Origin of the sequence: Lutibacter litoralis, assembly GCF_014646675.1 — a bacterium.
GTDB classification, from domain to species: domain Bacteria; phylum Bacteroidota; class Bacteroidia; order Flavobacteriales; family Flavobacteriaceae; genus Lutibacter; species Lutibacter litoralis.
Genome location: NZ_BMNS01000010.1, coordinates 80,442 through 106,660 on the forward strand (window position 1 = coordinate 80,442; position 26,219 = coordinate 106,660).

Here is a 26,219-nt window from a genome sequence, read left to right on the forward strand (position 1 = left end):
TTTAACTTTGAATAAAAAATCAAAAACAAAATAAATTTTCTAAAAAATAATAGTATTTTTGCGCTTTATAAAACAATAAAAGTTTAAAGTTCTTTAAATGATAAATAGAAGACATATTAGAGTTAAAGTTATGCAATCGGTTTATGCGATGCTTCAATCTAAAAGTGATGTACTTGATAAGGAAGAAAAATACCTTTATAAAAGTATAGATAAAATGTTCGATTTATATGTGCTAATATTGCGACTATTTGTTGAAGTTAAAAACTTAGAGAAAAATAATATGAAAATTTCTCAAAAAAAGTTTTTAGCAACTTCAGAAGAATTAAATCCAAAAACTAAATTTATTAACAATGCCATTTTTAAATCATTAGAAGAAAATGTTTCTTTGAATAATTATTTAGAAGACAAAAAGTTGAATTACTGGACTTTAGATACTGAATATGTAAATGATATTTGGAGGGTTACTAAAGAAAGTACTACTTATAAAAAATATATAAATTCTGAAACAACTTCTTTTCAAGAAGATAAAGAATTTGTAGCTACTTTGTTTAAAGAAATAATTGCACCTAATGATAAATTAGCTGATTATTTTGAAGACAAAAGTATTGGTTGGGTAGATGATATTCCTTTTGTAAATACGTGGGTTTTAAAAACTATTAATCAGTTTAAGCCTAGTAAACCTTTTCTTTTAGGACATTTGTATAAAGATGAAGACGACAAGAAATTTGTTGTAGAATTATTTAGAAAGGTAGTGTTAAACCACACAGAATTTGAAAAAGAAGTACACGATAAAACTCCAAATTGGGATGCTGACCGTATTGCAGAAATAGATATGATTTTAATTAAAATGGCAATATGTGAGTTTTTAAAATTCCCATCAATTCCATCTAGAGTAACTATTAACGAGTATATTGAGATTTCTAAAGATTACTCTACAAATAAAAGTAGTTTCTTTATTAATGGTGTATTAGACAAAATTTTAAAAGATTTTACTGCTACAAAAAGATTGAATAAAATAGGGAGAGGCTTATTATAATTTTATATTTTTACAAAAAACTTAATTATGAGAAATTTTAAAATACTATTTGTTTTTATGTTGAGTTTAGCATTCTTTTCATGTAAAGAAAATGCAACCTCAAAAATTAATACTTCTAATTTAGAAAGTGCTAAAGAAAGAGATACTGCTATAAGTTTAGGCTCGGCAATTGTAGAGTTTGATAAAACCGAATACGATTTTGGTGAAGTAATAGAAGGTGAAATAGCAGAGGGCACTTTTAAAATTACCAATAAAGGAAAAGTGGATTTAATAATTACAAGTGCCAAAGCTACTTGCGGTTGTACAGTTCCAGAATGGCCAAAAGAACCAATTGCACCAGGAGCATCGGCAGACTTAAAATTTACATTTAATTCTAGAGGTAGACTAGGTAAACAAAGCAAATCTATTACATTGCAAACCAATTCTGAAAAGGTTACAGAATTAATACGAATTAAAGGAACAGTAGTTAAAAAAAGTTAAAAAATTTAAAATAATATAAAATATGTACGCAACACTATTATTACAAACAGACGCAAGTTCAATAACAGGTATGTTACCATTTTTACTAATGTTTGTAGTGATCTATTTATTTATGATTAGACCACAAATGAAAAAAGCTAAAAATGAAAAAAAGTTTCAAGCAGAAATTGCTAAAGGAGCTAAAATTGTAACAACAAGTGGTATTCATGGAAAAATTATGGATATTGTAGATAGTGATAATACAGTTATTATTGAAACGGGTGCGGGAAAAATTAAATTTGAACGTTCTGCAATTTCAATGGAATTAAGCAAAAAGTATTCAGCTCCAGTAGCAAAAAAATAATATTTAATACATAATTATAAAAGTGAGCCAATTGGCTCACTTTTTTTGTATATTTAATATTTATTCTAAATAATGAAAACAAGCTTGAAAAAATCGGATTTAACACTTCAAAATAATCGTAAAACAAAAGTATTTATATTTTTTTTGGTACTTACTTCAATTATATGGTTGTTGATTGAATTGTCTAAAACATATACAAGCTCAGCTGAATTTAAAATAGTTTATAAAAACTTACCGAGCGATAAGTTAGTGCAAGTAAAGCCAATTTCTAATGTTGAAGTTGCTATAAGGGCACCTGGATTTAGTTTGCTAAAACGTAAAATTAAATCTCAAAAAATTAGTCTAAGCTTAAATAGTTTGTTGAAAAAAGGAACTTCCCATTACATTTTACCAAATACTCAACTTTCAAATTTAAATGCACAATTAACTGGAGAGACAGAAATTATACGTATTTTAAAAGACACTATTTTTATTGAAATAGGAAAAAATAGTACTAAAAAAGTCCCTATAATTCCAAAAACAGATATTCAGTTTAAACTTGGTTATAATTTTACAGAAAAATTAAAAGTGAGTCCAGATTCTATTTTTATTTCTGGACCAAATAAATACATAGACTCAATTGATTATATTGCTACAACTCAATTAAAATTATATGATATTTACGAAAATATAAATGAGAAACTAAATTTGGTGATTCCAAAAAACACAAAAAATGTTGTGCTTTCGACGAATACTGTTAAGTTAACGGCAATAGTTGATAAATTTACAGAAGGTAGTTTTAAAATACCAGTTACTGTAATTAACCAACCAGATGGGATAAATGTAAACCCTTTTCCGAAACAAATTGAAGTTATTTTTCAAGCCGGTCTTTCAAATTTTAATAAAATAAACGAAAATAGTTTTTTAATAGTATTTGATTATAAACAATATGAAAACGATACTACAACACATTTTTTAACTCCGATAATAAAACAAAAAAGTGAATATATTTCGTCACTAAAAATAAATCCAGCTCATATAGAGTTTTTGCTACAAAAATAAAACGAATGTTTCAATAGAAAATAGCGCTTAATATGTTGAATAGCAAATAACAATTGACAGTTAAAGAAACAATATAGACATGAAAATAATAGGTTTAACGGGAGGCATTGGTAGTGGAAAGACAACCGTTTTAAAAATGTTTAAGGAACTTGGATGTGCAACCTATGTGGCAGATATTGAAGCTAAAAAATTGATGAATTCCAACAAAGAGCTAATTCATCAAATAATTCAACTGTTTGGGGGAAAGGCTTATGTTGATAGCAAATTGAATACGGCCTTCATTGCGGAAATTGTTTTTAATGATAAAACAAAACTTACAGCTTTAAACGCTCTTGTACATCCAGTAGTACTAGAAGATTTTAAAAAATTTGTAAAAAAATCAACTTCAAAACTAATTATTTATGAAGCCGCTATTTTATTTGAAAGTGGGAGCGATAAGTTATGTGATTTTGTAATTACAGTTGCAACAGATATTGACGAAAGAATTGAAAGAATTATAAAAAGAGATGGTGTAACAAAAGAACAAATTTTGAAACGAATGGAACACCAACTTAATGATGAAGAAAAAGTGAAAAAGGCTGATTTTGTAATTAATAATTCCGATGTTTTTAACACCAAAGCACAAGTTTCAACCATCTACAAAATCGTATTGAACCTTTGCTAAAAATGAGTAATTTCTTAATAAAGTGTTAAAAAATTAGTATTGTTGTTAACTAAAGTTAAATAAAAACGTTATTTGTGTTAAATGTTTAATTTTGAATAATGAGAAAAAGGATATTTGTACTTATCATAATTTTAATGAGTATTGCATTGATAGGGATAATATCAGTTCAAGTGTTTTGGATTAAAAATACCATTCAAATTACTGAAGAACAATTTACCTCAAATGTAAAGTTTGCCTTAGCAAAAGTTTCTGAAGATATTAAAGACCACGAATTTAATGAGTTCTATGTTGATATTACAGAAAGATTTAAAGACGAAGGTAGAAAATTAAAATATTCAGATGTAAGAAATTATATCTACGAAAAATTAGATACTGTAAACAACGAACGTTTTACATTTTCTCAAAGTATTATTGAAGAGAATTATAAAGTTCCATCAGAGTTCTTTGAAAATGATTCTATAGATTTTAAAGAAATTTTTAGTAAAGAAGAGATTGTAATTGTAAAAGATCAAACTTTTGATAATCAAGGTAATGGCGTTAATCCTCCAGAAGAACGTTATGTTAAAATTGGAAGGTTTGATGGAGCAGAAAAGTCGCAACTAGAACGTGTATTTGATGTTTCAAGAAGTAAGTTGCCAGTGCATAAAAGAGTTAGTAACAGAGAAATTTCATACCGTTTAGATCGAGAACTTAAAAGTAAAGGAATAGATACGGATTTTAAATATGGCATTTATAGTAATGGATTGGCAACACAAGTAAAATCGGGATATTTTAGAAAAGAAGTTGGTAAAAGTTATATGGTTCCAATGTTTGCAGACAGCGAGGGTAATAGCGATTTTCAACTGTTTGTAACATTTCCAGAGAAAAAAGATTTTATTTTATCATCCATATCTAAAATTTTACTGTTATCAGCATTTTTTATTCTCATTATAATTTTATCTTTTGTTACTGCCCTTTATCAGTTGATTAAGCAAAAACAAATTTCTGAAATAAAAACTGATTTTATTAATAATATGACGCACGAGTTTAAAACACCAATAGCAACTATAAATTTGGCGTTAGATGCAATTAAAAACCCAAAAATAATTTCAGATGAAGAAAAAGTGAAACGTTATGTTAAAATGATTCGTGATGAAAATAAGAGAATGCACGCGCAAGTAGAAAATGTATTGAGAATATCTAAATTAGAAAAAAACCAATTAGATGTTAATAAGGAAGCCGTTGATATTCACGACATAATTGATGAAGCAATTACACATGTAGAATTACTAATAAGAGACAAAGGAGGTTATGTAAAATCAGATTTAAAAGCTCATTTAACTGAAGTTTTAGGAAATCAATTTCATTTAACCAGTATAATTGTTAATATGTTTGATAATGCAATAAAATATTCTGAGAATGCTCCAAAAATTGATATTTCAACAGAAAATACTGCAAAAAACATAATTATTAAAATCAAAGATCAAGGTATTGGAATGAACAAAAATGTTCAAAAACATATCTTTAAAAAGTTTTATAGAGAAGAAACAGGAAATATTCACAATGTTAAAGGTCATGGTTTAGGACTTTCATATGTGAAAAAAATAGTCGAAATTCATCAAGGTCAAGTTTTTGTAGAAAGTGATAAAGGAGTTGGAAGCACTTTTATAGTTAAATTGCCTTTGATATAAATTAAAAAAATATGGAAAATAACAAAATTTTATTAGTAGAAGACGATCCTAATTTTGGAACAGTTTTAAAAGATTATTTATCGTTAAATGATTACAACGTAACCCTTGCTAAAGATGGTTTAGAAGGTTTGATTATGTTTAAAAACGACGATTATGATTTATGTATTTTAGATGTAATGATGCCAAGAAAAGATGGATTTTCTCTTGCAAAAGATATTAGAGCAACAAATTCTGAAGTTCCAATTATATTTTTAACAGCTAAAACCATGAAAGAAGATGTTTTAAAAGGATATCAAGCTGGAGCAGATGATTATTTGAACAAACCATTCGATTCTGAAGTTTTATTGTACAAAATTAAAGCAATAATGCAACGCAAAGAAACAGAGCAAAATCTTGAAGAAGAAACTTTTGAATTTAAAATTGGTAAATTCGAGTTTAATTCAAAATTGCGTCATTTGTCGTTTAATGGTGGTGAAACTCAAAAATTATCTCCAAAAGAAAGTAAATTGCTAAAAATGTTGGCTGTGCATAAAAACGATTTAATGCCAAGAGAATTAGCATTAACTAAAATTTGGAGAGATGATAACTATTTTACATCTAGAAGTATGGATGTATATATTGCTAAATTGCGTAAATATTTGAAAGGAGATGAAAATGTTGAAATTTTAAATATTCATGGAGAAGGCTTTAGATTAATAGATAAATCATAACTTTAAATAGAGACTGAATAATATTTTTGATGTTACTTTCTGACTGAACCTGCCTGAAGAAAGGTAGTTACGAAGTAATTTATTTTAGACAATCTCTTTATATTTCATTTTTTAATTAAAATTTTACATGGCAGATTTGATAAAAATTTATGATGAAAACCCAAACGAACGCGAAATTGACAAAGTTGTTGACGTTTTAAAAAAAGGGGGATTAATTATTTATCCAACTGATACTGTTTATGGATTAGGTTGTGATATTACCAATATGAAAGCTATGGAGAAAGTAGCTAAAATTAAGGGTCTAAAATTAGCTAAAGCAAATTTTTCGTTTATATGTTATGACTTAAGTAATCTTTCAGATTATGTAAAGCAAATTGATACACAAACTTATAAAATTCTAAAAAAATATTTGCCAGGCCCTTATACATTTGTGCTGCCAAGTAATACAAACTTACCAAAAGCTTTTAAAAACAGAAAAACTGTTGGTATTCGAATTCCTGATAATAATATTATTAGAGAATTGGTGAAAAAGTTAGGTAATCCTATAGTTTCAACTTCTATTTACGATGAAGATGATTTATTGGAATATACTACAGATCCAGAATTAATATTTGAAAAATGGGGAGATTTGGTAGATATTGTTATTGATGGGGGTTATGGAGATAATAACGCATCAACTGTTATCGATTTATCTAATGATGGAATTGAAATTATACGAGAAGGTAAAGGAAGTATTGACGGTTTTGTGTAGTTATTGGTTTGATTTTTAAGTGAGTTACCTTCTTTTATTAAAGTATGTGATGTTATCACAAGTTTTTGAAAAGTCTTTTAAATGGTACCTTTGGCTGAGAGGAGTGGGAGCTTTTTATAATATTTAATGTTATTACTGGTTGTAGTTATTGTTTTTTAAATCAATCTCACTATATTTTTTTTTACCTAAAATAAAGTACTGCCAAACAATACTTTTAGTAGCAAAATAATCAGGTTTCTTTTTATGATTACCTCTTTTTTTATATATTTTAGAAAGTTGAGCATAAAAGCTAAAATGTGCTTTTAAGATTGCAATTGTATGCATTATACGCAATTCTAATACAAATTTTATACCCGCAATACCATCAAGTAATAATCGCGTAAAAACAATTTCTAAAACTTGATTCTTTGGAAGGTTTTTAACCAATGTAAACAAGCTATTTCTAAAGTTTAAAAACGTTTTTCTTGGACTTTCTTCTTTTAAAGTTGCGCCTCCAACGTGATAAACTGTTGAAGCTCCAATATATTTAATACTATAATTTAAATTTTTGGCTCTCCAACACAAATCAATTTCTTCTTGATGTGCAAAATAGTCTTCATCAAAACCATTTAATTGGTAAAAAACAGTAGCTTTAATAAAAAAACAAGCTCCGGAAGCCCAAAATATTTCAGAGGTATCATTAAATTGATTGTTGTCCTTTTCTAAATTTGAAAATATGCGTCCCCTACAAAATGGGTATCCATATTTATCAATAAAACCACCTGCTGCACCAGCATATTCAAATAATTCTTTGTTTTTAAAATCTAAAATTTTTGGTTGAATAATAGCAGTATTGGGTTCATTTTCAAAAGTGGAAATAATGGTATCTAGCCAATTATTGGTAACCTCAATATCAGAATTTACCAATCCGTAAATATCAGCATCAATATGTTTTAAGGCATCGTTATAACCTTTCGCATAACCACCATTTTTTTTGTTTTCAACTATTTTAACTGTTGAAAATGTTTTTTGAACAAAAGCTATAGAATCATCAGTTGAAGCATTATCTGCAATATAAATTTCAACATTATTTATGTTGCTAAAGTTAACAATAGATGGCATAAATTTTTCCAACAATTGTTTTCCGTTCCAGTTTAATATTACAATAGCTATTTTCACAAATGCAAACTTACTATAAACTTGTCAATATTATTATTTAGAATACTAAAAGTTTATTAAATAATATAGATGAAATTAAAAAAATCTACGAATCAAATTTGCTATAATTTGGAATGTCTTTCAAAAAAATATAACGTTCATTTTTAAAATCCATATTACAGTAAAAATGCTCTAAACCATTGGTTGTAATTAGGTAATTGGCATTTAATTTTAGGTTATAACGTGCAATCTGGTCAAAAGTTTCTTGTGTTATTTTTATTGAAGGCGCTTTACATTCAACAATAATATCCGGATTTCCTTCAGCATTAAAAATTAAAATATCGGTACGTCTTGTTAATTTATTGATTGTTAGTTTTTTTTCAACAGCAAATAAAGAAATGGGATATTTTTTTTCTTCAATTAAAAACCACACAAAATGTTGTCTTACCCATTCTTCTGGAGTTAAAACGACATATTTTTTTCTGATGATATCAAAAATAAAAAGCTTATTTTCACTACTTTTGAATCTGAATTTATATGTTGGTAAATTCAATTGTTGCATACCGCAAAAATGCTAATTTTTTTTATATAAATGAATGACATTACAAAAATAGTTTCTGATATTAATAATGGAAATATAAAGCCTATTTATTTTTTAATGGGTGAAGAACCTTATTATATTGATAAAATTTCAGAATATATTGAAAATAATATCCTTGCTGAAGAGGAGAAGGGTTTTAATCAGATGGTGTTGTACGGAAGAGATGTTACCATTGAAGAAATAATTGATAATGCCAAACGTTTTCCAATGATGGCGGAAAAGCAAGTTGTTATTGTTAAAGAAGCACAAGATTTATCCAGAACTATAGAAAAATTGGTGTCTTATGCAAAACAGCCACAACCGTCAACAGTCTTGGTTATTTGCTATAAATACAAAAAAATAGACAAACGTAAATCGCTCTATAAAGAAATTAATAAAGTTGGGTTAGTTTATGAAAGTAAAAAATTATACGAGAATCATGTAGCTGATTGGATTCGGAGAGTATTAGCTGGTAAAAAATATAAAATTGACACTAAAGCAACGTTAATGCTAATAGAGTTTTTGGGTACAGATTTAAGTAAAATTAATAACGAATTAAATAAATTAATGTTGGTTTTACCAAAAGAAGCTACCATTACTCCAGAAGCAATTGAAGACAATATTGGAATTAGCAAAGATTATAATAATTTTGAGTTAAGAAAAGCTGTTGGAGAACGAGATGTATTAAAAGCGAATAGAATTATCAATCATTTTGCTCAAAATCAGAAAGCAAATCCTATGATTATGACTATTTCTTTATTGAATAGTTTTTTTACGCAATTACTTATTTATCATAGTTTAAAAGACAAATCTAAAAATAGTGTTGCAAAGGCACTTGGAGTGAATCCCTTCTTTGTTTCAGATTATACTATGGCAGCAAAAAACTATCCAATGCGAAAAGTATCTCAGGTAATCGGACTTTTACGTAATGCCGATGTTAAAAGTAAAGGGGTAGGAGCAAATGCTTTGCCTGCAGGAGATATTTTAAAAGAGTTACTTTTTAAGATTATTCATTAGGTTTGTGATGTATAGTTTTAAAGATGCAAGTTTATATCCTAAACTATTGAATCAAAATTGTTTATCAACAACAATTCTGTTTTCTCTATTGGCAATTTCCCAAGCTGTATAAAAAATTAATTGTGTTCTTTTTTGTAAAAGTTCGTAATTAATTTTATCGGGAGTGTCTGAGGGTTGATGATAATCCTGGTGTGTTCCGTTAAAATAAAAAATTATAGGAATGTTATTTTTAGCAAAATTGTAGTGATCAGATCTGTAATAAAATCGATTAGGATCTTCATCGTCATTAAATGAATAATCTAAATTAATATTAGTAAACTTTGTGTTTATTTCTTCTGAAATGTTATGTAACTCAGTACTTAATTTGTCTGAACCAATTAAATAAATATAATTTGGGTTTCTTTCGTGCGTATCATCCAAACGACCGATCATATCTATATTTAAATTTGCAACGGTATTAATAAGAGGAAAAACAGGATTATTTACATAATATTTAGAACCTAAAAGTCCTTTTTCTTCACCTGTAACGTGTAAAAATAAGATAGAACGCTTTGGTCCATTTCCAAATTCTTTAGCTTTTTGAAATGCTTCTGCAATTTTTAAAATAGCCACTGTACCAGATCCGTTATCGTCTGCTCCATTATAAATTTCACCATTTCTAATGCCTAAATGATCTAAATGGGCAGATATTACAATAATTTCTTCAGGTTTTTCAGATCCTTCAATAAAAGCCAATACATTTTCTGAAGGATTTAAATTTGGTCTTAAATTTTCAGTTGGAATTTTTTGAAAGTAATTATTACCTTCGAAAGGACTAGCAATATTGCTATTTATATAAAAGTTTTTTAAATATTCTGCTGCTTTCTTCTGTCCAGATTCACCAGTTTCTCTTCCTTCAAATTCATCTGAAGCAATATTATATAAATGAGTTTTTAAATCTTCAACAGTAATTGTGGTTGCATATTTGGTTGCAGAAACACCTGTAGTTTCATTAATTTCTGAAATATGATTGTTACTTCCACAACTAATTATGAATGCTGAAGTAATTAAAACAAGTATTTTTTTCATCTATATATTTTTGAAGAGTTTCAAATATATAAAAATATTAATGTTTAAAAAGAATTTGAAATTGAAAACTGTTTTAAAGCTTTATTAAAGCTAATTAAATTAGAATCAAAAAGTAGTTCAAGTTCGTTATTTTCAATAAGTATGTCAGTTTTACCACTTATAAATTTAGATGAGGACATCAGCCACAATTCATCTGCTAATTGTAGTGCTAAATTAGCTTCGTGTGTAGATACAATAATTGTTTTATTAAATTCAGCTGCTAAATTTTTCAATAAAGAAAATGTATTAACAGTATGATGTAAATCTAAATGTGCCGTTGGTTCATCTAAAACAATAATTGGGGTGTCTTGTGTTAAAGCTCTGGCAATCAAAATCTTTTGTAGTTGTCCATCACTTAATTCATAACATTTAGAATTCATTAAATGGCTTGTATTTGTTTTTTTGAAAGCCATCTGAATTATTTCCATATCTTTATTAGTAAGGTACCCAATCCAATTTGTAAAAGGCTGTCTACCTAATGCAACCAATTCAAAAACAGTTAAACTACTATCGGGCAAGCGTTCGGTAAGCACTAAGCTCATTATTTTAGATAATTCTATATTTGTTAAGTTATCTAAATTTTTTTGATCAATTAAAACAGTACCATTTAAAGCTGGCTGAACTTTGGTTAAGGTTCTAAGTAATGTAGATTTTCCAATTCCGTTTTTTCCAAGTAAACAAACTAAATTACCAGCTTCTAAATTAATGGATAAATCAGTAGCAATTACAGAAACTTGTTTTTTTGAAGTATATCCAATACTTAAGTTTGTGGTTTTTAGAATATGTTTCTTAGGTTGTTTCATTAATAATAAACTTTTCTTTTTCTAACCAACAACCAAATAATTATTGGAGCTCCAAATAATGACGTAATTGCATTTATTGGTAATGTATATTCACTTGTTGGTAACTGTGCAATACTATCGCAAATTAACATAATTATTGCACCGCTTATAGCAACTGCAGGAATTAATGTTTTATGATTCGAAGTGCTAAATAACAGTTTTGTTAAATGCGGTACAGCCAAACCTATAAAAGCAATAGGTCCAGAAAAGGCCGTAATAACTCCAGTTAATAAACTAGTTGCAATTAGTACTAAATTACGTGTTTTTTTTACATTAACACCTAAGCTTTTTGCATAATTTTCACCTAATAGTAATGTGTTTAAAGGCTTTATTATAAAAATTACAAAAGAGATTCCAATTAAAAAAGCAACACATAAAACAGTTATTTCTTTCCAACTTAGATTCCCAAGGCTTCCAAAACTCCAAAACATATATTGTTGCAATTGACTAGCACTTCCAAAATAAGCTAAAATACTTATTACAGCAGATGTTAAACTACCAAACATCAATCCAATTATTAATATTGACATGGTGTTTTTAACTTTTTGTGCCGCAATCATTACAGCAGAAAGTACTAAAAATGCACCTAAGCTTGCTGCAATTGCCAAACCAAAATTTGTAAATGCATAACTGGTAATGTTTGCTCCTAAAAATGAACCTCCTAAAATTAAAATGGCGACTCCTAAACTGGCTCCAGAACTTATTCCTAATACAAAAGGACCTGCTAATGGATTTCTAAATAAGGTTTGCATTAACAAACCACTTATAGATAAACCAGAGCCTACAATTATTGCAGTTATTGCCTTTGGTAAACGGACACTTAAAATAATTGAACCCCAAGAATCTTTCTCAAGTTCACCATTTGTTAATGCTAAAAACACTTGTTTTAACGGAATATAAACAGACCCTAAACTAAGGTTAACTATAAATACAAAGACTAATGTAATTAGTAGAATTATAAATGTTTTTTTGTATGATTTTGTTGGATTAATCAAAAATGATTTTTTAAAAAATGTACTAATTGTTGTATGGCTTTTCCTCTGTGACTAATAGTTCCTTTTTCTTTTAAATCCATTTCTGCAAAAGATTTGTTATAACCTTTAGGCATAAATATAGGATCGTAACCAAAGCCAGAGATGCCTTGTTTTTCTTTTAAAATTTGTCCTTTACAAATTCCGTCAAATATAAATTGTTTTTTGTTAATATTTAAGGCAATTACAGTTTTAAATTGTGCATTTCTATTTAAGTTATCACCAAGTTCAGTTAATAGTTTACTCATATTTTTTTCTGAATTGTTTTCTTCACCTGCATAACGTGCAGAATAAACTCCGGGTTGGTTATTTAAAGCTTCAACTTCTAACCCGGTATCGTCAGCAAAACAATTTAAACCATATTTTTTAGTAATGTAATTGGCTTTTAAGATTGCGTTTCCTTCTAAAGTATCTGCAGTTTCTGGAATGTCATCAAAACAATTTATATCGGCTAAACTTACAATTTCAAAATTGGTTAGCATTGCCCGTACTTCCTTTAGTTTATTTTTATTATTGGTAGCAAAAACAAGTTTTAATTTATTCATGATGGTAAGGTTCGTTTTTTAAAATGGTAAATGCCCGGTAAATTTGTTCAACAATAAATAAACGAATCATTTGGTGCGAGAATGTCATCTTAGATAAGGAAATTTTCCCTTGAGACTTTTGATAAACAGCATCGGAAAATCCATAAGGACCTCCAATTACCAATACTAATTGTTTTATGCCAGCATTCATTTTTTTCTGAAGAAATTGAGAGAAAGCAACTGACCTATATTCCTTACCTTTTTCATCAAGTAAAATTAAAACATCTGTTGCGTTTAATTTTTTTAAAATTAAAATTCCTTCTTTTTCCTTTTGTTGGACTTCACTTAAATTTTTTATATTTTTTAAGTCAGGAATAATTTCAATTTCAAAGTTAATATAATGTTTTAACCTATTTTGGTAGGTTTCAATTAACGTTTGTAAATTTTTATCATCGGTTTTTCCGATTGTGAGCAACTTAATTTTCATTTCACAAATATAAAAAGAATTAAAGCTTTAATTTTTGAAAATAAAAAAGTTATTTTTGTTTGAAAATAGTAGTAAAATGATATCACAAAAACAATTTGAAAAAGAACTCGATAGAATAATTTCAAATGCAATTAGAGAAGATGTTGGAGATGGTGATTACAGCTCATTAGCATGTATTCCAAAAGAAGCTACTGGAAAAGCAAAACTGCTGGTTAAAGAAGATGGAATAATTGCTGGTGTTGAAATGGCAAAACGTATTTTTAAGTATGTAGATGCGGATTTAAAAGTTGAAACTTTAATAAATGATGGAGCAAAAGTGCATTGCGGTGATATTGTTTTTTATGTTAAAGGAAACTCTCAATCTATTTTAAAATCGGAACGTTTGGTTTTAAATGTAATGCAACGGATGAGTGCAATTGCAAAAAAAACCAACGAATTTGTGCAACTATTAGAAGGTACAAAAACAAAAGTATTAGATACAAGAAAAACAACTCCTGGAATTAGAGCTATTGAAAAATGGGCTGTAAAAATTGGTGGTGGAGAGAATCATAGATTTGCATTGTATGATATGATTATGCTCAAAGACAATCATATAGATTTTTGTGGAGGAGTTACAAAAGCCATCAAAAAAACACAGCAGTATTTAAAAGATAATAACTTAGATTTAAAAATTATTGTTGAATCTAGAAGTTTAGAAGAAATCAAAGAAATATTGGCAGTTGGTGGTGTGTATCGTATTTTAATCGATAATTTCAACTACGAAGACACCAAAAAGGCGGTTGAATTAATTGGAAATCAATGTCAAACGGAATCTTCAGGAGGAATTAATTTAGAAACTGCAAGAAAATACGCCGAATGTGGTGTAGATTGTATTTCATCTGGAGCTTTAACGCACTCTGTATATAATATGGATTTAAGTTTAAAGGCGGTTGAGTAATAATTTCACCGTTAACACCTTTGATCCTGGATTTAAAAAAATGACAAAACGAATTGAAGATAGCCTAAATAAAATTCCAATTCTAAATTGGCTGGTCAGACTTGGGAAACAAGTTAAAATTCCAGGTTTGCAAGGAATGTCTTTGTACGATGTTATTGAAATGTATGTTCTTGGTATTGTAAAAGGTGCTTTAACCTCAAGAGCAGGCGGGATTGCTTTTAGTTTTTTTATGGCATTGTTCCCTTTTATTTTATTTATACTTACATTAATCCCATACATTCCAATTGAAGGATTTCAAGAGGACTTTTTGGTAATGATTGAGCAATTATTACCTCCAAATACAGCAGAAACTGTTCACGATGTTATAGAAGATATTGCCAACACCCGTTATAGTGGTTTACTTTCATTTGGATTTATTGCCTCTGTTTTTTTAATGACAAACGGTGTAAATGCAATTTTAGGAGGTTTCGAATATTCGTACCATGTTACCGAAATGCGTAGTATTATTCGTCAATATTTTATTTCAATGATAATGTCAATAATGTTATCCTTAATTTTAGTAGCAACAGTTGCAATAATATTGTATTTTGAAATTGGAATTAACGATTTAAAATCAAAAGGTTGGTTAGAAGATGATGTATTTTGGATAGAAAAAGGACAGTTTTTATTTTTTGTATTGCTCGTATTTTTTTCAGTATCATTGTTGTACAAATACGGTACAAAAGAAGTAAAATATTTATCATTTATTACACCAGGCTCTATTTTAACAACATTGTTAACCATTGTAATGTTTAAATTATTTTCAATTTATGTTGTAAAATTCGCAACCTATAATCAATTATATGGTTCCATAGGAACGTTACTTGTTTTAATGCTTTTTGTTTGGTTAAATGCCATTATTTTATTGTTAGGTTTTGAGTTAAATGCAAGTATAAGTCGCTTAAGAAGATTTCATATAAAAGAATAAGATTATGAAACGTGCAAGTTAAAAAGTTTATCAACTAACGAAATGCTAGATAGCGAACAGCATGTGACCGTTAAAAAAAATAAGAAATACACATGAATATTATTGCAATGATTCCTGCACGTTTTGAGGCAAGTAGATTTCCAGGAAAATTAATGAAAGATTTAGCAGGAAAATCAGTTATTTTAAGAACTTATGAAGCCACCAAACAATCAAATTTATTTGATGAAGTTTATGTGGTTACAGATAGCGATACTATTTTTAATGAAATTACTTCAAACCGCGGAAAAGCAATAAAAAGTAAAAAAGAACACGAATCTGGAAGTGATAGAATTGCTGAAGCAGTTGAAAATTTAGAAGTGGATATTGTTGTAAATGTGCAAGGAGATGAACCTTTTACGCAAACAAAACCACTTAAAAATTTATTAGAAGTTTTTAAAAAAGATATTCAAAACAAAGTAGATATTGCTTCATTAAAAATAAAAATGAATAATTTAGAAGAAGTTAACAATCCAAATAATGTAAAGGTAGTTTGCGATGAAGCCAATTTTGCTATGTATTTTTCGCGTTCTCCAATTCCTTTTGCAAGAGATGCTTCAAAAGCAGTATATTACAAGCATATTGGTATTTATGCTTTTAGAAAAGAAGCTTTGTTAAAATTTACCAAATTACCAGTCAATCAGTTAGAGGCAGCTGAAAAATTAGAAAATCTTCGTTTTTTAGCAAATGGTATGACTGTTAAAATGGTTGAAACCAATCAACTTGCTATTGGTATCGATACTCCAGAAGATTTAGAAAAGGCGAATAAAATTTTTAAGAATAGCTAAAAATGGAATTTTCACCTGAAACTATAATTAGTGTTTTTATCGGAATTGGATTAGCCGCATCGGTTGGTTTTAGAATTTTTGTACCATTATTTGCACTTAGTTTAGCTTCATTTTATAATTTTACTCCCTTAAATGAAAGTTGGGAATGGGTTGGAAGTTCTACAGCAATAATCATTTTAGGAATTGCAACCATAGTAGAAATTTTAGCATATTTTATTCCATGGTTAGATAATTTATTAGACACAATTGCAATACCACTTGCTGCAATAGCAGGAACTATCGTAATGGCAGCTATAGTAAGTGATTTAGACCCAATAATCACGTGGGCACTTGCAATTATTGCGGGTGGAGGAACAGCATCAGCTATAAAAGGTTCAACAAGTTCGGCGCGGTTAGGATCTACTGCAACAACTGCCGGAATTGCAAATCCAGTTATTTCAACTGTAGAAACAGGAACCTCAATTGTAATGTCTGTTTTAGCCATCTTTATTCCAATTCTAGCGATTATTTTAGTTGCGTTTATAGGTTGGATATTATTCAAATTTTTTAAATTATTGAAACCATCAAAATCAAAAAAATGAGTTATACCAAAAGACAACCAAAAGATTTTATGAAGTCTTTACAAATTATCCATGTTGCTTTATTAGCAGGAGTATTTCTATTTGCAGCCTATGTAGCTTTTACTGCAAAAGGCGTATTGTTTTTTTCTTATGAAGACGATAAACCTTTTTTGTTTTTAGCCATTATAATTTCTTTTGCAGGAAATTTAGCCAGTAAGTTTTTATATAGAAAGTTGCTAAACCAAATTTCTGAGAAAGCAGATTTAAGTGAAAAAGCTATTAAATTTAGTACAGCTCATATTTTTAGAATGGCACTATTAGAGTTTCCAGCCTTTATGTGTGTATTTTTTGCAATGCAATCTAACAATAGTTTTTATTTTCTTTTAGTTGCGATTTTAGCTTTAATGATGTTAGTAATATTTCCAACTAAATATAAGTTTGAAAACGATGTTACATTAACAAGTAAAGAAAAATCAATGTTAGAAAAGCTTTAAATAGTTTTAGAATTTTCAGATATTTGCAAACTAATTTTTAAAAATGGCACAAAAACCAAGCATACCAAAAGGAACACGTGATTTTTCACCTACTGAAGTAGCTCAAAGAAATTATATTTTTTCAACCATAAAAGAAATTTTTGAAGTGTATGGATTTCAACCTATTGAAACTCCATCATTTGAAAATTCATCAACATTAATGGGTAAATATGGAGATGAAGGAGACCGCTTGATTTTTAAAATCTTGAATTCAGGAGATTATTTAAAAAAAGTAGATGATAATTTATTGTCTTCAAAAGATAGTATAAAAATAACTTCAAAAATTTCAGAAAAAGCCTTGCGTTACGACTTAACAGTCCCTTTTGCTCGTTATGTTGTTCAGCACCAAAACGAAATAGAGTTTCCTTTTAAACGTTACCAAATGCAACCAGTTTGGCGTGCAGATAGACCTCAAAAAGGACGTTTTAGAGAGTTCTACCAATGCGATGCAGATGTTGTTGGAAGTAAAGGATTATTGCAAGAGGTAGAGTTTGTTCAATTATATGATGCAGTTTTTAGTAAGTTAAAGTTAGTTGGCACGACTATAAAGCTTAATAATCGAAAAATTTTAGCCGGTATAGCTGAAATAATTGATGCAAAAGATAAATTAATTGATTTTACGGTTGCACTTGATAAGTTAGATAAAATAGGAGAAGTAGGTGTAACTAAAGAAATGTTAAGCAAAGGTATTTCTGAAGAAGCCATACAAAAAGTGCAACCATTATTTAATTTTACAGGAAGTAATCAAGATAAATTAAATCAGTTAGATGATTTATTAGCTGAATCTGAAGAAGGATTGCAAGGTGTAAAAGATTTGCGTTTTGTAGTGGATACTGTTGAAGCTTTAGGTTTAGAATCTGCTAGTTTAGAATTAGATGTAACATTAGCACGTGGATTAAATTATTATACTGGAGCCATTTACGAAGTTTCTGCACCAAAAGGTGTTGCAATGGGTTCTATTGGTGGTGGAGGTAGATATGATGATTTAACTGGAATTTTTGGTTTAAAAGATGTAAGTGGTGTTGGAATTTCATTTGGTTTAGATAGAATTTATTTGGTTTTAGAAGAACTGAATTTATTTGATGTTGTTGAGTTGCCAAAACCAAAAGTGTTGTTTATCAATTTTGGGGAAAATGAAGCTGCTTATTGCATGCAAGCATTAGTTTCATTAAGAAAAAACAACATAAAATCTGAATTATATCCAGATGCTGCTAAAATGAAAAAACAGATGAACTATGCGAATCGAAGAGAGATTCCTTATGTTGTAATTGTTGGTTCAAATGAGATAGAAAATGAAAATTATACATTAAAAAATATGCAAACAGGTGATCAACAAGTATGTAGTTTAAAAGAATTACTTGAAATCACGTTATAATTTTAAAAACTAAATTGTAAATTTGCAAGCTAATTATTATATAATGTTTGAAGGTAAAGAAATAATGATAAATAAAATTGATGAAATAGGAGATGACCACGTTGGTTCTTCTGCAAAAACACCGCTAAGAGCTGATGCTTTTGATATTTCAGATGCTGAAAAAAGAAAGAGAATAGAGGCAAGTGTTAGAGATATTTTAGATACTTTAGGAATGGATTTAGAGGATGACAGTATAAAAGGAACCCCTAGAAGAGTTGCTAAAGCATATGTAAATGAAATATTCTCTGGATTAAACCCTGCAAATAAACCGAAACTATCCACATTTGATAATAATTATAAATACGGTGAAATGCTAGTAGAAAAAAACATTACGGTGTATTCTACTTGCGAGCATCATTTATTACCGATTGTTGGTAGAGCACACGTTGCATATATTTCTGACGGAAATGTAATTGGCTTGTCTAAAATGAACAGAATTGTTGATTATTACGCAAAAAGACCACAAGTGCAAGAGCGTTTAACAATGCAAATTGTACAAGCATTGCAAAAAGCTTTGGGAACTGATGATGTGGCTTGTGTAATAGATGCTAAACATTTATGTGTAAATTCTCGCGGTGTTCGTGACATTGTAAGTAGCACTGTAACTTCCGAATTTGGAGGTAAATTCAAAGAAAAAGATACAAAAAGAGAGTTTCTAGACTATATTAAGATGGATACAGATTTTAAAAATATAGAAGCCTAGTTAAAAATATTTGTTAGAGAAGTTTATTTAAATGGCTTCTAGATTTCATTTTTTGAAATAGGTTGGATAGATAAATCAAAATAATAAATTAAAAAAGCAATCTCATTCTAAAGAATGAGATTGCTTTTTTAATGCTTTCAAGATTGTTAAATTACTATTTTTCAACAAGCTTTTTAGATAATGTAAAACCTACAAAAAGTCCAATTCCAGCCATTAAAAAGATTGAGCCAGCATATGCAACACCATCTTCAATTAATGTATAGGCTTCTAAAATAGAACCTATAAAAATTCCTGCTCCAATTCCCATTAATAAAACAGCTAAGTTTAAAATTAACACTTTCCATAATGGAACATCTGATTTTTTTTGTGCAGCTTTTGCGCTAAAAAAGATACTGGCATCTGCACCTTTTTCAATTAAAGCTAAGCGCTCTTTGTTTCTTGTTGAATAATGTAAATAAAAAATTCCGAAGATAATTATAAACAATGCAATAAATACTGGTCCAGGTCCCATCATAATAATAAAATTTTAGTGATTAATATGTTTCATTGGGTATGACGTTCATTTTATAGTAATGGTTACATAAAATATATTTTTATTTTATTTACTGTAAATTGTAACCAGAGCAAATAAAAAGTAGTCATACTCTAAAATGAGCAATAAACCAGACGAGTATTATATAAACCAAACGTTAAACGGAAACGTAAATGCCTATGCTTTTTTAATTGAGAAGTATAAGCATATGGTTTTTACTTTGAGTATTAGGATTGTTAAAAATAGGGAAGAGGCAGAAGAAATTTCACAAGATGTTTTTGTAAAGGCCTATACAAATCTAAAAAGCTTTAAAGGAGATTCTAAATTTTCTACATGGATTTATAAAATAGTATATTATGCTAGTTTAGATGTTATTAAAAGAAATAAAAAGCAAATAAATTCTGAAAATATTGATGAAATTTATGAAGGAGATTTAGGTGTTTTACAAGATGCACTTTCATATCTAGAAGAAAAAGAAAGAAAAAGTATTATTAAAAAATCACTTCTAAAATTAAATGAAGATGAACAGGTAATTTTAACATTGTATTATTTTGAAGAAATGCCTTTAAAAGAAATTTCAGAAGTTGTAAATTTATCGTTAGATAATATTAAAGTGAAGCTATTTAGAGCGCGTAAAAAGTTGGCAACAATTTTAGAACATGTAATAGAACCAAAAACAATTAATTTAAAATGAAACAAGATAAAAATATAGACGATTTTTCAAAATATCTTTTAAAAGATGTTGGATTGGAAAAGCCTTCTTCAAATTTTGTTGCCAAGGTAATTAATACTATTAATATTGAAAACAGTAAGGTTTCTAATGTTGTTTATAAACCTATTATTTCAAAAATTGGTTGGTTTTTTATAGCAATAAGTTTTATTGGTTTAATGATTGTTTTATACTTCTCAAATACTGAAAGCATAATACAGTTTTCAGTAATAGATTTATCTTTTTTCGATAAATTAATGGCAATTAATATTTTTGAAAATATTAAATTATCAAAAATATTTTCTTTTAGTTTTATGTTATTTTCATTATTGGTTTTAGTTCAACTTCATTTTATAAAAAAAATACTTCAATAAAAATACGATACTATAATTCTTTTTTGAATTCATAATTTTCGTTAGATTTGATGCGTATGCAAATTAAAGTAACATTTTTTAGTATTTTATTTTCTTTGTTGTTTTTATATAATTTAAATGCACAAAATAATGAAGAAGTTATAGAGAAGGAGACAACTTGGAATCTTTTTAAAACGGACGTAAATTTAATATTTGGTGGTGTAAAAAACGCATATACAAAACCATTTCAATGGAAAAAAGATGATTGGTTAACTGCTGGGGCAGTTGTTGCTGGCACTTCTTTATTATATATTTATGATGAGCAAACTAGCGAGTTTTTTGTGAATCAAGAAAATAAAGCCCCTCAAATGTTAAAGGAAATTGGTTGGTATTATGGGAGTCCTCAAAATTTCTTTATGATTTCTGCAGGAATTTACGGTTACGGCCTGTTTGCTAAAAATGAAAAATTTAGACATACAGGAGTTCTTATTATTTCTTCTGCAGTTGCTACAGGTTTTATCCAAACAATTAGTAAAAATGCTTTTGGACGTGCAAGACCTTCACAAAATGTTGGTAGTAGAAAGTATAAGTTTATGAGTAAAGAATCTGGTTATCATTCTTTTCCTTCGGGTCATTCCATTTTATCTTTTACGGCATCACATGCAATTGCAAAACAATTTGATAATTTATGGGTTAAAGGAGGGATTTATGCAGTTGGTTTAATTGCACCTGTTTCTAGACTTTGGGCTGGAGCCCATTGGCTAACAGATGTAACTTTAGGAATGGTATTAAGTGTTGTTATAGTGGATGGTGTTGATAATTTTCTAACTTCTAAAAGAAATAACGTAAAAGAGAAATCAATTTCCTGGAATTTTAAAGCAGGATATAAAACAGTTGGGTTGGTAGGAACTTTTTAAAAGTACTCAATTTTAAAATCTTATTTAGGCGCAAGTAGGCTAAATGGATAATATGGAATGTTTCTTAAAACCCAGAAAACAATAATTATTATTAACAATACAATTGGTGTTTTTGGATGATAGATATAATTATATATATATATTTTAAAAATATAATTGATTCCAGAAATTAAAAAATGATAACCAATAATTAGTACCCCAATTACAAATAAAGCATTCTGTTCAAATACCCCAATAATATTGAAATTTAAAAGTTGGTGCGTAGCACGCTGACTTCCGCAACCAGGGCAATAAACACTGGTTGTTAAATACAATGGGCATTTTGGTAAAAAATCTACCTCACTGGGATTTATAAAAAAATAAAGGAATGCTAATACTATTGCAAGTAGCAGCATTCCTATGTATTTTAGTTTCATGTGTTATTTTTAAAAATCTCCTCCTAGAATAGCTAAGCCTCCTAAAGCGAATACGAACAAAAGATATAAAACAGCTACAATTATACCAGCTATTAAACCCCATTTCATCCATTTTTTTGCTTCTTCTGACGATTTTTTAGCTCCTTCATAATCACCACTTGCATATTTAGAATTCACTTGAGAAGCATAAACAATTCCTGCTATACCAAAGGGCAAGCAACAAAAAATAGTTACTAAAATTGATTCTACTAAATAGTTTTTAGGTTGGGTTTGATCCATAGTTGAAATGTTGTTTTAAGATTATTTTAATAATCGAATTTAAAAAATAAAAAGGACTTTTTAATCATTTTAAAAATAAATTAAATCTATCAAATTCATTAGGAATAAACCGACAATCTTTTCAGTATTTGGGTATGTAGTCATAGCTGTAAATGATTTTTTATTAAGGGAATTATTGAATAGTTTTGAAAATCCGAGAATAGGTTTATTGTAATTTTAGTTAATAAATCGGAACTATTTTTACAATATTTAGATGCGCTATAGATTTTTTTTAAAATTGTACAGTATTTATAGTTGCATTTTCTAACATATGCTATTTTTGCATAGATATAATTAAATAAGATTTTATTATTTACAAAAACTTAGGAATGAAATTTAAAATTGGAGATACTGTAGCTGTTTTAGACGATGTAATTAAAGGAAAAGTAATTGCAATTAAAAATAATGCCATTAGTATTGAGTCTTCAGATGGTTTTTCTTTTGATTTTTTACCCAACGAACTTGTAGTAATTAAAGAAAATCAGTCTGAATTGTCCAAATACAGCGATATCTCTAACGAGAATTTATTAGAAAAAATCAACGAATTTTCCACAAAAAAGAATGCTCCTAAGTTTAAATCTGTAACAAAAACAGATCAAATTCCACCAATGGAAGTTGATTTGCACATTCATCAGCTCACAGAATCAACTCGAGGTATGGATAATTATGACATGCTAAATCTACAAATAGAAACTGCTAAACATAAGATTGAATATGCTATTAGAAATAGAATTCCTAAAATTGTATTTATTCATGGAGTTGGAGCTGGAGTATTAAAAACAGAATTAGATTTTTTATTTAAAAACTACCACGTAGATGTTTATGCAGCTTCATTTAAAAAATATGGTTTAGGAGCAACTGAAGTTTATATCTATCAGAACCCTAAAAAATAAATTTTTTAATATTCACCAAAATTAAACGTTTCAAAATAGATACGTTCATTATTATCTAAAAATAATAATTCTGAAATACTGATATTGTATTTATAACCAGTAACAATTTCATTTTCAATAATTTCAGTGGTATTTATTATAATAGTAGCATTTTCAGCTTGCAATTCTTTTAAAACCGCAGGTGAAGCTGGAGGAATTTCCTGACAGAAATAATTTGTATCAATAACATCATCAAAAATTCTGTAAATTATATTTAAAGAGCTAGAAATGGCATATGATTTCTCCCCAACTTTTGTTCCTAGTTCCGAATTTGTTAGCGTTAAAAGAATCACTTCTGTTTTATCCGGACTTAGTCTGTATAAAAGTGTTTCACCACAACTATTAACATCGTCTGAAAATTCAAAAGAAGGAACGTCAAAATCTCCATCGTTACAAGAAAGTAATGAGAATGCTATAAAAAAAGTAATAAGTTTTTTCATTTTTTAGTTTTATTGAAACAAAAATAATTGTTTTTAAGTAATTTAACGTTAAATGAAACCAACTATTTTAGTTATTTTTGCATTTTATGAAAAATATTTATTTAGATAACGCTGCGACCACGCCAATTTTACCAGAAGTAATTACTACAATTACGGAGTCTATGACTCATTCTTATGGAAATCCTTCATCAATTCATCAAATTGGTAGAAAGGCAAAATCATTGGTTGAAACTGCCAGAAAAAATATAGCAAAACACTTTAATGCTTCAGCTAATGAAATTGTCTTTACTGCTGGAGGAAGTGAAGCAGACAATCTTATTTTGCGGAATGCTGTTACTAATTTAGGTGTTACTACTATTATTTCATCAAAAATAGAGCACCATGCTGTTTTACATACAATTAAGAATCTAGAAAAGGAATTTAATATTGTTTTAAATTGGGTGGAATTAGATGAGTTTGGTACCGTTAATTATTCACATATAGAAACATTATTGCAAAAGGATACATCTAAGAAACTGGTAAGTTTAATGCACATAAATAACGAAATTGGTAATCTTTTAGATATAAAAAAAGTTTCTAAATTATGTTGTGATAATGATGCTTTGTTTCATTCAGATGCGGTTCAAGTAGTTGGACATTATGAAATAGATGTTAATGAAACACCAATTGATTTTTTTGCTGCAAGTGCGCATAAATTTCACGGTCCAAAAGGTGTTGGTTTTGCATATATTAAAAAAGGGTATGGTATTTATCCAATGTTACATGGTGGAAAACAGGAAAGAGGTGCAAGAGCAGGTACCGAAAACGTTCATAGTATTTTAGGTATGGAAAAAGCATTAGAAATTGCCTATTTAAATTTAGAAGAAGACACAAAATATATTCAAAATATTAAAAGTTATTTTATAAATGAATTGCAGCATAATTTTGAAGGAATTATTTTTAATGGATGTTCAGAAAGTGAAACCAAAAGTAGCTACACTATTTTAAATGTTAGGTTTCCAAAAGAATATGCAATGTTACTTTTTAATTTAGATTTAAAAGGAATTGCAGTTTCCGGAGGAAGTGCCTGCCAAAGTGGAAGCAATAAAGGATCCCATGTTTTAAATGCTATTTTACATGAAAATGAGCAATTTAAAACATCGGTACGTTTTTCGTTTAGCAAATTAAATACCATAAAAGAAATAGATTACGTAATTAAAAATTTAAAAGAAATATTATAATAATGTTGAATTATCCAATTAAATTTCAACCAATTTTAAAAGATAAAATTTGGGGAGGAGATAAGTTAGTTAACAATTTAAATAAAAAATCAAATTTAAAAGATATAGGTGAAAGCTGGGAGATTTCTGATGTGGAAGGTGATGTTTCTGTTGTTGAAAATGGACCTCTAAAAGGAAGATCTTTAAAAGAATTATTAGAAACCTATAAAGGAGATTTATTAGGAAAAAATAATTTTGCAAATTTTGGCACAAACTTTCCGTTGTTAATTAAGTTTATTGATGCAAAACAAGATTTATCTGTTCAAGTTCACCCGAATGATGAACTGTCTAAAATGCGACATAATTCCTTTGGGAAAACTGAAATGTGGTATATAATGCAAGCTGATGAAGGTTCCAGATTAATTTTGGGGTTCAATAAAACAATTAAGGCAGAAGATTATGTGAAGTTATTAGAAGAAAAGAAAATTATGTCGGTTTTAAATGATGTTCCTGTTGAAAAAGGCGACGCCTTTTTTATTGAAACAGGTACCGTACATGCTATTGGAGCAGGAATTGTGTTGGCAGAAATTCAGCAAACATCGGATATTACTTATAGAATTTACGATTTTGATAGAGTAGATGATGCAGGAAATGAACGTGAATTACATACAGAATTAGCTATTGATGCACTTAATTTTAGTGATAAAATAGATACCGAAAGAAATTATTCTTCAACTAAAAATAGTTTAAATGAAGTTGTAAAGTGTGAATATTTTAAAACCAATTTTATTCCTGTAGAAGGAGCATTAGAATTGGATTATTCGGCAACAGATTCATTTGTAATTTTTATGTGTGTTGAAGGAAATGCAACTATTTCTGTTGAAGGAACTACCGAAACTATAAATTTTGGAGAAACAATTTTAATTCCTGCTACTGCAAAAAATGTAATCATTAAAGGAGATTGTAATTTATTAGAAGTAACTGTTTAATTTATTTAAAGTGAGTTTGGATACCTGCTTTCACAGGTATTATAGTGTGTTATGGA

General features: G+C 28.3%; 33 protein-coding genes. 22 read left to right on the top strand and 11 right to left on the bottom strand.

Annotated features, from left to right (window positions below; all coding sequences use genetic code 11):
- The first annotated feature begins 97 nt into the window (after positions 1 to 97).
- The 8 genes from nusB to IEW75_RS14655 all read left to right on the top strand — a co-directional run bounded on the left by nusB (position 98) and on the right by IEW75_RS14655 (position 6,695).
- The gene (gene nusB / locus IEW75_RS14620) at positions 98 to 1,036 is read left to right on the top strand and encodes a transcription antitermination factor NusB (RefSeq protein ID WP_134246949.1); all 939 of its coding nucleotides are present in this window, start codon (positions 98 to 100) and stop codon (positions 1,034 to 1,036) included.
- A 27-nt stretch (positions 1,037 to 1,063) separates the two neighbouring features.
- The gene (locus tag IEW75_RS14625) at positions 1,064 to 1,516 is read left to right on the top strand and encodes a DUF1573 domain-containing protein (RefSeq protein WP_134246948.1); all 453 of its coding nucleotides are present in this window, start codon (positions 1,064 to 1,066) and stop codon (positions 1,514 to 1,516) included.
- A gap of 22 nt (positions 1,517 to 1,538) precedes the next feature.
- Positions 1,539 to 1,859 carry a preprotein translocase subunit YajC gene (gene yajC, locus IEW75_RS14630; protein WP_134246947.1) on the top strand — a complete coding sequence of 107 codons (321 nt, stop codon included), beginning with the start codon at positions 1,539 to 1,541 and terminating at the stop codon, positions 1,857 to 1,859.
- 72 nt (positions 1,860 to 1,931) lie between these two features.
- Positions 1,932 to 2,900, top strand: a complete 969-nt coding sequence (locus tag IEW75_RS14635; RefSeq protein WP_134246946.1) for a CdaR family protein — start codon at positions 1,932 to 1,934, stop codon at positions 2,898 to 2,900.
- Between the two features lie 79 nt (positions 2,901 to 2,979).
- Positions 2,980 to 3,564 carry a dephospho-CoA kinase gene (coaE, locus tag IEW75_RS14640; protein ID WP_134246945.1) on the top strand — a complete coding sequence of 195 codons (585 nt, stop codon included), beginning with the start codon at positions 2,980 to 2,982 and terminating at the stop codon, positions 3,562 to 3,564.
- Between the two features lie 98 nt (positions 3,565 to 3,662).
- Positions 3,663 to 5,234 (top strand): sensor histidine kinase, encoded by a 1,572-nt coding sequence (locus IEW75_RS14645; RefSeq protein WP_134246944.1) that lies wholly within the window; start codon positions 3,663 to 3,665, stop codon positions 5,232 to 5,234.
- An 11-nt stretch (positions 5,235 to 5,245) separates the two neighbouring features.
- A complete protein-coding gene (locus IEW75_RS14650) occupies positions 5,246 to 5,944 on the top strand; it encodes a response regulator transcription factor (RefSeq protein ID WP_134246943.1) in 699 nt (232 codons plus the stop codon).
- A 127-nt stretch (positions 5,945 to 6,071) separates the two neighbouring features.
- On the top strand, positions 6,072 to 6,695 hold the full coding sequence (locus IEW75_RS14655; protein WP_134246942.1) for an L-threonylcarbamoyladenylate synthase: 624 nt from the start codon (positions 6,072 to 6,074) through the stop codon (positions 6,693 to 6,695).
- Positions 6,696 to 6,827: 132 nt separating this feature from the next.
- Here IEW75_RS14655 and IEW75_RS14660 read toward each other — a convergent pair whose 3' ends face one another.
- Both IEW75_RS14660 and IEW75_RS14665 read right to left on the bottom strand, forming a co-directional pair.
- Complete coding sequence (locus tag IEW75_RS14660) at positions 6,828 to 7,853, bottom strand: glycosyltransferase family 2 protein (RefSeq protein WP_134246941.1); 1,026 nt, start codon at positions 7,851 to 7,853, stop codon at positions 6,828 to 6,830.
- Positions 7,854 to 7,938: 85 nt separating this feature from the next.
- Positions 7,939 to 8,394, bottom strand: a complete 456-nt coding sequence (locus tag IEW75_RS14665; RefSeq protein WP_134246940.1) for a type I restriction enzyme HsdR N-terminal domain-containing protein — start codon at positions 8,392 to 8,394, stop codon at positions 7,939 to 7,941.
- Positions 8,395 to 8,424: 30 nt separating this feature from the next.
- On the opposite strand from IEW75_RS14665, the gene holA reads away from it, so the two are divergent.
- The gene (holA, locus tag IEW75_RS14670; protein WP_134246939.1) at positions 8,425 to 9,429 is read left to right on the top strand and encodes a DNA polymerase III subunit delta; all 1,005 of its coding nucleotides are present in this window, start codon (positions 8,425 to 8,427) and stop codon (positions 9,427 to 9,429) included.
- A 51-nt stretch (positions 9,430 to 9,480) separates the two neighbouring features.
- Here holA and IEW75_RS14675 read toward each other — a convergent pair whose 3' ends face one another.
- Genes IEW75_RS14675 through rlmH form a run of 5 tightly spaced genes read right to left on the bottom strand, consistent with a single transcriptional unit; the run spans position 9,481 to position 13,420 of the window.
- Positions 9,481 to 10,497: a M28 family metallopeptidase gene (locus tag IEW75_RS14675; protein WP_134246938.1), complete on the bottom strand. Its 1,017-nt coding sequence runs from the start codon at positions 10,495 to 10,497 to the stop codon at positions 9,481 to 9,483.
- A gap of 44 nt (positions 10,498 to 10,541) precedes the next feature.
- Positions 10,542 to 11,339, bottom strand: coding sequence for an ABC transporter ATP-binding protein (locus IEW75_RS14680; protein WP_134246937.1), 798 nt, complete (start codon positions 11,337 to 11,339; stop codon positions 10,542 to 10,544).
- Complete coding sequence (locus tag IEW75_RS14685) at positions 11,339 to 12,370, bottom strand: FecCD family ABC transporter permease (protein ID WP_134247200.1); 1,032 nt, start codon at positions 12,368 to 12,370, stop codon at positions 11,339 to 11,341. Before IEW75_RS14685 ends, IEW75_RS14680 begins: the two co-directional genes overlap by 1 nt.
- Positions 12,370 to 12,954 (bottom strand): non-canonical purine NTP diphosphatase, encoded by a 585-nt coding sequence (locus IEW75_RS14690; protein WP_134246936.1) that lies wholly within the window; start codon positions 12,952 to 12,954, stop codon positions 12,370 to 12,372. Before IEW75_RS14690 ends, IEW75_RS14685 begins: the two co-directional genes overlap by 1 nt.
- Positions 12,947 to 13,420: a 23S rRNA (pseudouridine(1915)-N(3))-methyltransferase RlmH gene (gene rlmH / locus IEW75_RS14695; RefSeq protein ID WP_134246935.1), complete on the bottom strand. Its 474-nt coding sequence runs from the start codon at positions 13,418 to 13,420 to the stop codon at positions 12,947 to 12,949. The genes IEW75_RS14690 and rlmH overlap by 8 nt, the downstream gene beginning before the upstream one ends.
- A gap of 76 nt (positions 13,421 to 13,496) precedes the next feature.
- On the opposite strand from rlmH, the gene nadC reads away from it, so the two are divergent.
- From nadC to folE, 7 genes are all read left to right on the top strand, one after another.
- On the top strand, positions 13,497 to 14,357 hold the full coding sequence (gene nadC, locus IEW75_RS14700) for a carboxylating nicotinate-nucleotide diphosphorylase (protein ID WP_134246934.1): 861 nt from the start codon (positions 13,497 to 13,499) through the stop codon (positions 14,355 to 14,357).
- A gap of 40 nt (positions 14,358 to 14,397) precedes the next feature.
- On the top strand, positions 14,398 to 15,324 hold the full coding sequence (locus IEW75_RS14705) for a YihY/virulence factor BrkB family protein (RefSeq protein WP_134246933.1): 927 nt from the start codon (positions 14,398 to 14,400) through the stop codon (positions 15,322 to 15,324).
- Positions 15,325 to 15,416: 92 nt separating this feature from the next.
- The gene (gene kdsB / locus IEW75_RS14710) at positions 15,417 to 16,148 is read left to right on the top strand and encodes a 3-deoxy-manno-octulosonate cytidylyltransferase (protein WP_134246932.1); all 732 of its coding nucleotides are present in this window, start codon (positions 15,417 to 15,419) and stop codon (positions 16,146 to 16,148) included.
- A gap of 2 nt (positions 16,149 to 16,150) precedes the next feature.
- A complete protein-coding gene (locus IEW75_RS14715) occupies positions 16,151 to 16,729 on the top strand; it encodes a DUF4126 domain-containing protein (RefSeq protein WP_134246931.1) in 579 nt (192 codons plus the stop codon).
- Positions 16,726 to 17,202, top strand: a complete 477-nt coding sequence (locus tag IEW75_RS14720) for a hypothetical protein (protein ID WP_134246930.1) — start codon at positions 16,726 to 16,728, stop codon at positions 17,200 to 17,202. Before IEW75_RS14715 ends, IEW75_RS14720 begins: the two co-directional genes overlap by 4 nt.
- Before the next feature lie 43 nt (positions 17,203 to 17,245).
- Positions 17,246 to 18,616, top strand: a complete 1,371-nt coding sequence (gene hisS, locus IEW75_RS14725) for a histidine--tRNA ligase (RefSeq protein WP_134246929.1) — start codon at positions 17,246 to 17,248, stop codon at positions 18,614 to 18,616.
- 43 nt (positions 18,617 to 18,659) lie between these two features.
- Complete coding sequence (gene folE / locus IEW75_RS14730; protein WP_373286322.1) at positions 18,660 to 19,358, top strand: GTP cyclohydrolase I FolE; 699 nt, start codon at positions 18,660 to 18,662, stop codon at positions 19,356 to 19,358.
- A 154-nt stretch (positions 19,359 to 19,512) separates the two neighbouring features.
- Here folE and IEW75_RS14735 read toward each other — a convergent pair whose 3' ends face one another.
- A complete protein-coding gene (locus IEW75_RS14735; RefSeq protein WP_134247198.1) occupies positions 19,513 to 19,869 on the bottom strand; it encodes a DUF6249 domain-containing protein in 357 nt (118 codons plus the stop codon).
- 139 nt (positions 19,870 to 20,008) lie between these two features.
- Here IEW75_RS14735 and IEW75_RS14740 point away from each other — a divergent pair, with 139 nt between their 5' ends.
- Genes IEW75_RS14740 through IEW75_RS14750 form a run of 3 tightly spaced genes read left to right on the top strand, consistent with a single transcriptional unit; the run spans position 20,009 to position 21,869 of the window.
- Positions 20,009 to 20,584, top strand: coding sequence for an RNA polymerase sigma factor (locus IEW75_RS14740; protein WP_134246928.1), 576 nt, complete (start codon positions 20,009 to 20,011; stop codon positions 20,582 to 20,584).
- Positions 20,581 to 20,973, top strand: coding sequence for a hypothetical protein (locus tag IEW75_RS14745; protein WP_134246927.1), 393 nt, complete (start codon positions 20,581 to 20,583; stop codon positions 20,971 to 20,973). The genes IEW75_RS14740 and IEW75_RS14745 overlap by 4 nt, the downstream gene beginning before the upstream one ends.
- A 56-nt stretch (positions 20,974 to 21,029) precedes the next feature.
- Positions 21,030 to 21,869, top strand: coding sequence for a phosphatase PAP2 family protein (locus IEW75_RS14750; protein WP_134246926.1), 840 nt, complete (start codon positions 21,030 to 21,032; stop codon positions 21,867 to 21,869).
- Between the two features lie 20 nt (positions 21,870 to 21,889).
- On the opposite strand, the gene IEW75_RS14755 is transcribed toward IEW75_RS14750, so the two are convergent.
- A complete protein-coding gene (locus IEW75_RS14755; RefSeq protein ID WP_134246925.1) occupies positions 21,890 to 22,285 on the bottom strand; it encodes a DUF2752 domain-containing protein in 396 nt (131 codons plus the stop codon).
- Positions 22,286 to 22,294: 9 nt separating this feature from the next.
- On the bottom strand, positions 22,295 to 22,564 hold the full coding sequence (locus IEW75_RS14760; protein WP_134246924.1) for a CD225/dispanin family protein: 270 nt from the start codon (positions 22,562 to 22,564) through the stop codon (positions 22,295 to 22,297).
- Between the two features lie 368 nt (positions 22,565 to 22,932).
- Between IEW75_RS14760 and IEW75_RS14765 the strand changes: the two genes are divergently transcribed.
- A complete protein-coding gene (locus IEW75_RS14765; protein ID WP_134246923.1) occupies positions 22,933 to 23,496 on the top strand; it encodes a DUF8465 domain-containing protein in 564 nt (187 codons plus the stop codon).
- Between the two features lie 5 nt (positions 23,497 to 23,501).
- On the opposite strand, the gene IEW75_RS14770 is transcribed toward IEW75_RS14765, so the two are convergent.
- Positions 23,502 to 23,975 (bottom strand): hypothetical protein, encoded by a 474-nt coding sequence (locus IEW75_RS14770; protein WP_134246922.1) that lies wholly within the window; start codon positions 23,973 to 23,975, stop codon positions 23,502 to 23,504.
- 86 nt (positions 23,976 to 24,061) lie between these two features.
- Between IEW75_RS14770 and IEW75_RS14775 the strand changes: the two genes are divergently transcribed.
- Both IEW75_RS14775 and IEW75_RS14780 read left to right on the top strand, forming a co-directional pair.
- Positions 24,062 to 25,195, top strand: coding sequence for a cysteine desulfurase family protein (locus IEW75_RS14775; protein WP_134246921.1), 1,134 nt, complete (start codon positions 24,062 to 24,064; stop codon positions 25,193 to 25,195).
- A gap of 2 nt (positions 25,196 to 25,197) precedes the next feature.
- Positions 25,198 to 26,163, top strand: coding sequence for a type I phosphomannose isomerase catalytic subunit (locus IEW75_RS14780; protein ID WP_134246920.1), 966 nt, complete (start codon positions 25,198 to 25,200; stop codon positions 26,161 to 26,163).
- Positions 26,164 to 26,219: the final 56 nt, after the last annotated feature.

Coding starts and splice junctions, on each gene's coding strand:
- nusB (WP_134246949.1), top strand. CDS start 98: ATGATAAATAGAAGACATATTAGAGTTAAAGTTATGCAATCGGTTTAT.
- IEW75_RS14625 (WP_134246948.1), top strand. CDS start 1,064: ATGAGAAATTTTAAAATACTATTTGTTTTTATGTTGAGTTTAGCATTC.
- yajC (WP_134246947.1), top strand. CDS start 1,539: ATGTACGCAACACTATTATTACAAACAGACGCAAGTTCAATAACAGGT.
- IEW75_RS14635 (WP_134246946.1), top strand. CDS start 1,932: ATGAAAACAAGCTTGAAAAAATCGGATTTAACACTTCAAAATAATCGT.
- coaE (WP_134246945.1), top strand. CDS start 2,980: ATGAAAATAATAGGTTTAACGGGAGGCATTGGTAGTGGAAAGACAACC.
- IEW75_RS14645 (WP_134246944.1), top strand. CDS start 3,663: ATGAGAAAAAGGATATTTGTACTTATCATAATTTTAATGAGTATTGCA.
- IEW75_RS14650 (WP_134246943.1), top strand. CDS start 5,246: ATGGAAAATAACAAAATTTTATTAGTAGAAGACGATCCTAATTTTGGA.
- IEW75_RS14655 (WP_134246942.1), top strand. CDS start 6,072: ATGGCAGATTTGATAAAAATTTATGATGAAAACCCAAACGAACGCGAA.
- IEW75_RS14665 (WP_134246940.1), bottom strand. CDS start 8,394: ATGCAACAATTGAATTTACCAACATATAAATTCAGATTCAAAAGTAGT.
- holA (WP_134246939.1), top strand. CDS start 8,425: ATGAATGACATTACAAAAATAGTTTCTGATATTAATAATGGAAATATA.
- IEW75_RS14675 (WP_134246938.1), bottom strand. CDS start 10,497: ATGAAAAAAATACTTGTTTTAATTACTTCAGCATTCATAATTAGTTGT.
- IEW75_RS14680 (WP_134246937.1), bottom strand. CDS start 11,339: ATGAAACAACCTAAGAAACATATTCTAAAAACCACAAACTTAAGTATT.
- IEW75_RS14690 (WP_134246936.1), bottom strand. CDS start 12,954: ATGAATAAATTAAAACTTGTTTTTGCTACCAATAATAAAAATAAACTA.
- rlmH (WP_134246935.1), bottom strand. CDS start 13,420: ATGAAAATTAAGTTGCTCACAATCGGAAAAACCGATGATAAAAATTTA.
- nadC (WP_134246934.1), top strand. CDS start 13,497: ATGATATCACAAAAACAATTTGAAAAAGAACTCGATAGAATAATTTCA.
- IEW75_RS14705 (WP_134246933.1), top strand. CDS start 14,398: ATGACAAAACGAATTGAAGATAGCCTAAATAAAATTCCAATTCTAAAT.
- kdsB (WP_134246932.1), top strand. CDS start 15,417: ATGAATATTATTGCAATGATTCCTGCACGTTTTGAGGCAAGTAGATTT.
- IEW75_RS14715 (WP_134246931.1), top strand. CDS start 16,151: ATGGAATTTTCACCTGAAACTATAATTAGTGTTTTTATCGGAATTGGA.
- IEW75_RS14720 (WP_134246930.1), top strand. CDS start 16,726: ATGAGTTATACCAAAAGACAACCAAAAGATTTTATGAAGTCTTTACAA.
- hisS (WP_134246929.1), top strand. CDS start 17,246: ATGGCACAAAAACCAAGCATACCAAAAGGAACACGTGATTTTTCACCT.
- folE (WP_373286322.1), top strand. CDS start 18,660: ATGTTTGAAGGTAAAGAAATAATGATAAATAAAATTGATGAAATAGGA.
- IEW75_RS14735 (WP_134247198.1), bottom strand. CDS start 19,869: ATGGGACCTGGACCAGTATTTATTGCATTGTTTATAATTATCTTCGGA.
- IEW75_RS14740 (WP_134246928.1), top strand. CDS start 20,009: ATGAGCAATAAACCAGACGAGTATTATATAAACCAAACGTTAAACGGA.
- IEW75_RS14745 (WP_134246927.1), top strand. CDS start 20,581: ATGAAACAAGATAAAAATATAGACGATTTTTCAAAATATCTTTTAAAA.
- IEW75_RS14750 (WP_134246926.1), top strand. CDS start 21,030: ATGCAAATTAAAGTAACATTTTTTAGTATTTTATTTTCTTTGTTGTTT.
- IEW75_RS14755 (WP_134246925.1), bottom strand. CDS start 22,285: ATGAAACTAAAATACATAGGAATGCTGCTACTTGCAATAGTATTAGCA.
- IEW75_RS14760 (WP_134246924.1), bottom strand. CDS start 22,564: ATGGATCAAACCCAACCTAAAAACTATTTAGTAGAATCAATTTTAGTA.
- IEW75_RS14765 (WP_134246923.1), top strand. CDS start 22,933: ATGAAATTTAAAATTGGAGATACTGTAGCTGTTTTAGACGATGTAATT.
- IEW75_RS14770 (WP_134246922.1), bottom strand. CDS start 23,975: ATGAAAAAACTTATTACTTTTTTTATAGCATTCTCATTACTTTCTTGT.
- IEW75_RS14775 (WP_134246921.1), top strand. CDS start 24,062: ATGAAAAATATTTATTTAGATAACGCTGCGACCACGCCAATTTTACCA.
- IEW75_RS14780 (WP_134246920.1), top strand. CDS start 25,198: ATGTTGAATTATCCAATTAAATTTCAACCAATTTTAAAAGATAAAATT.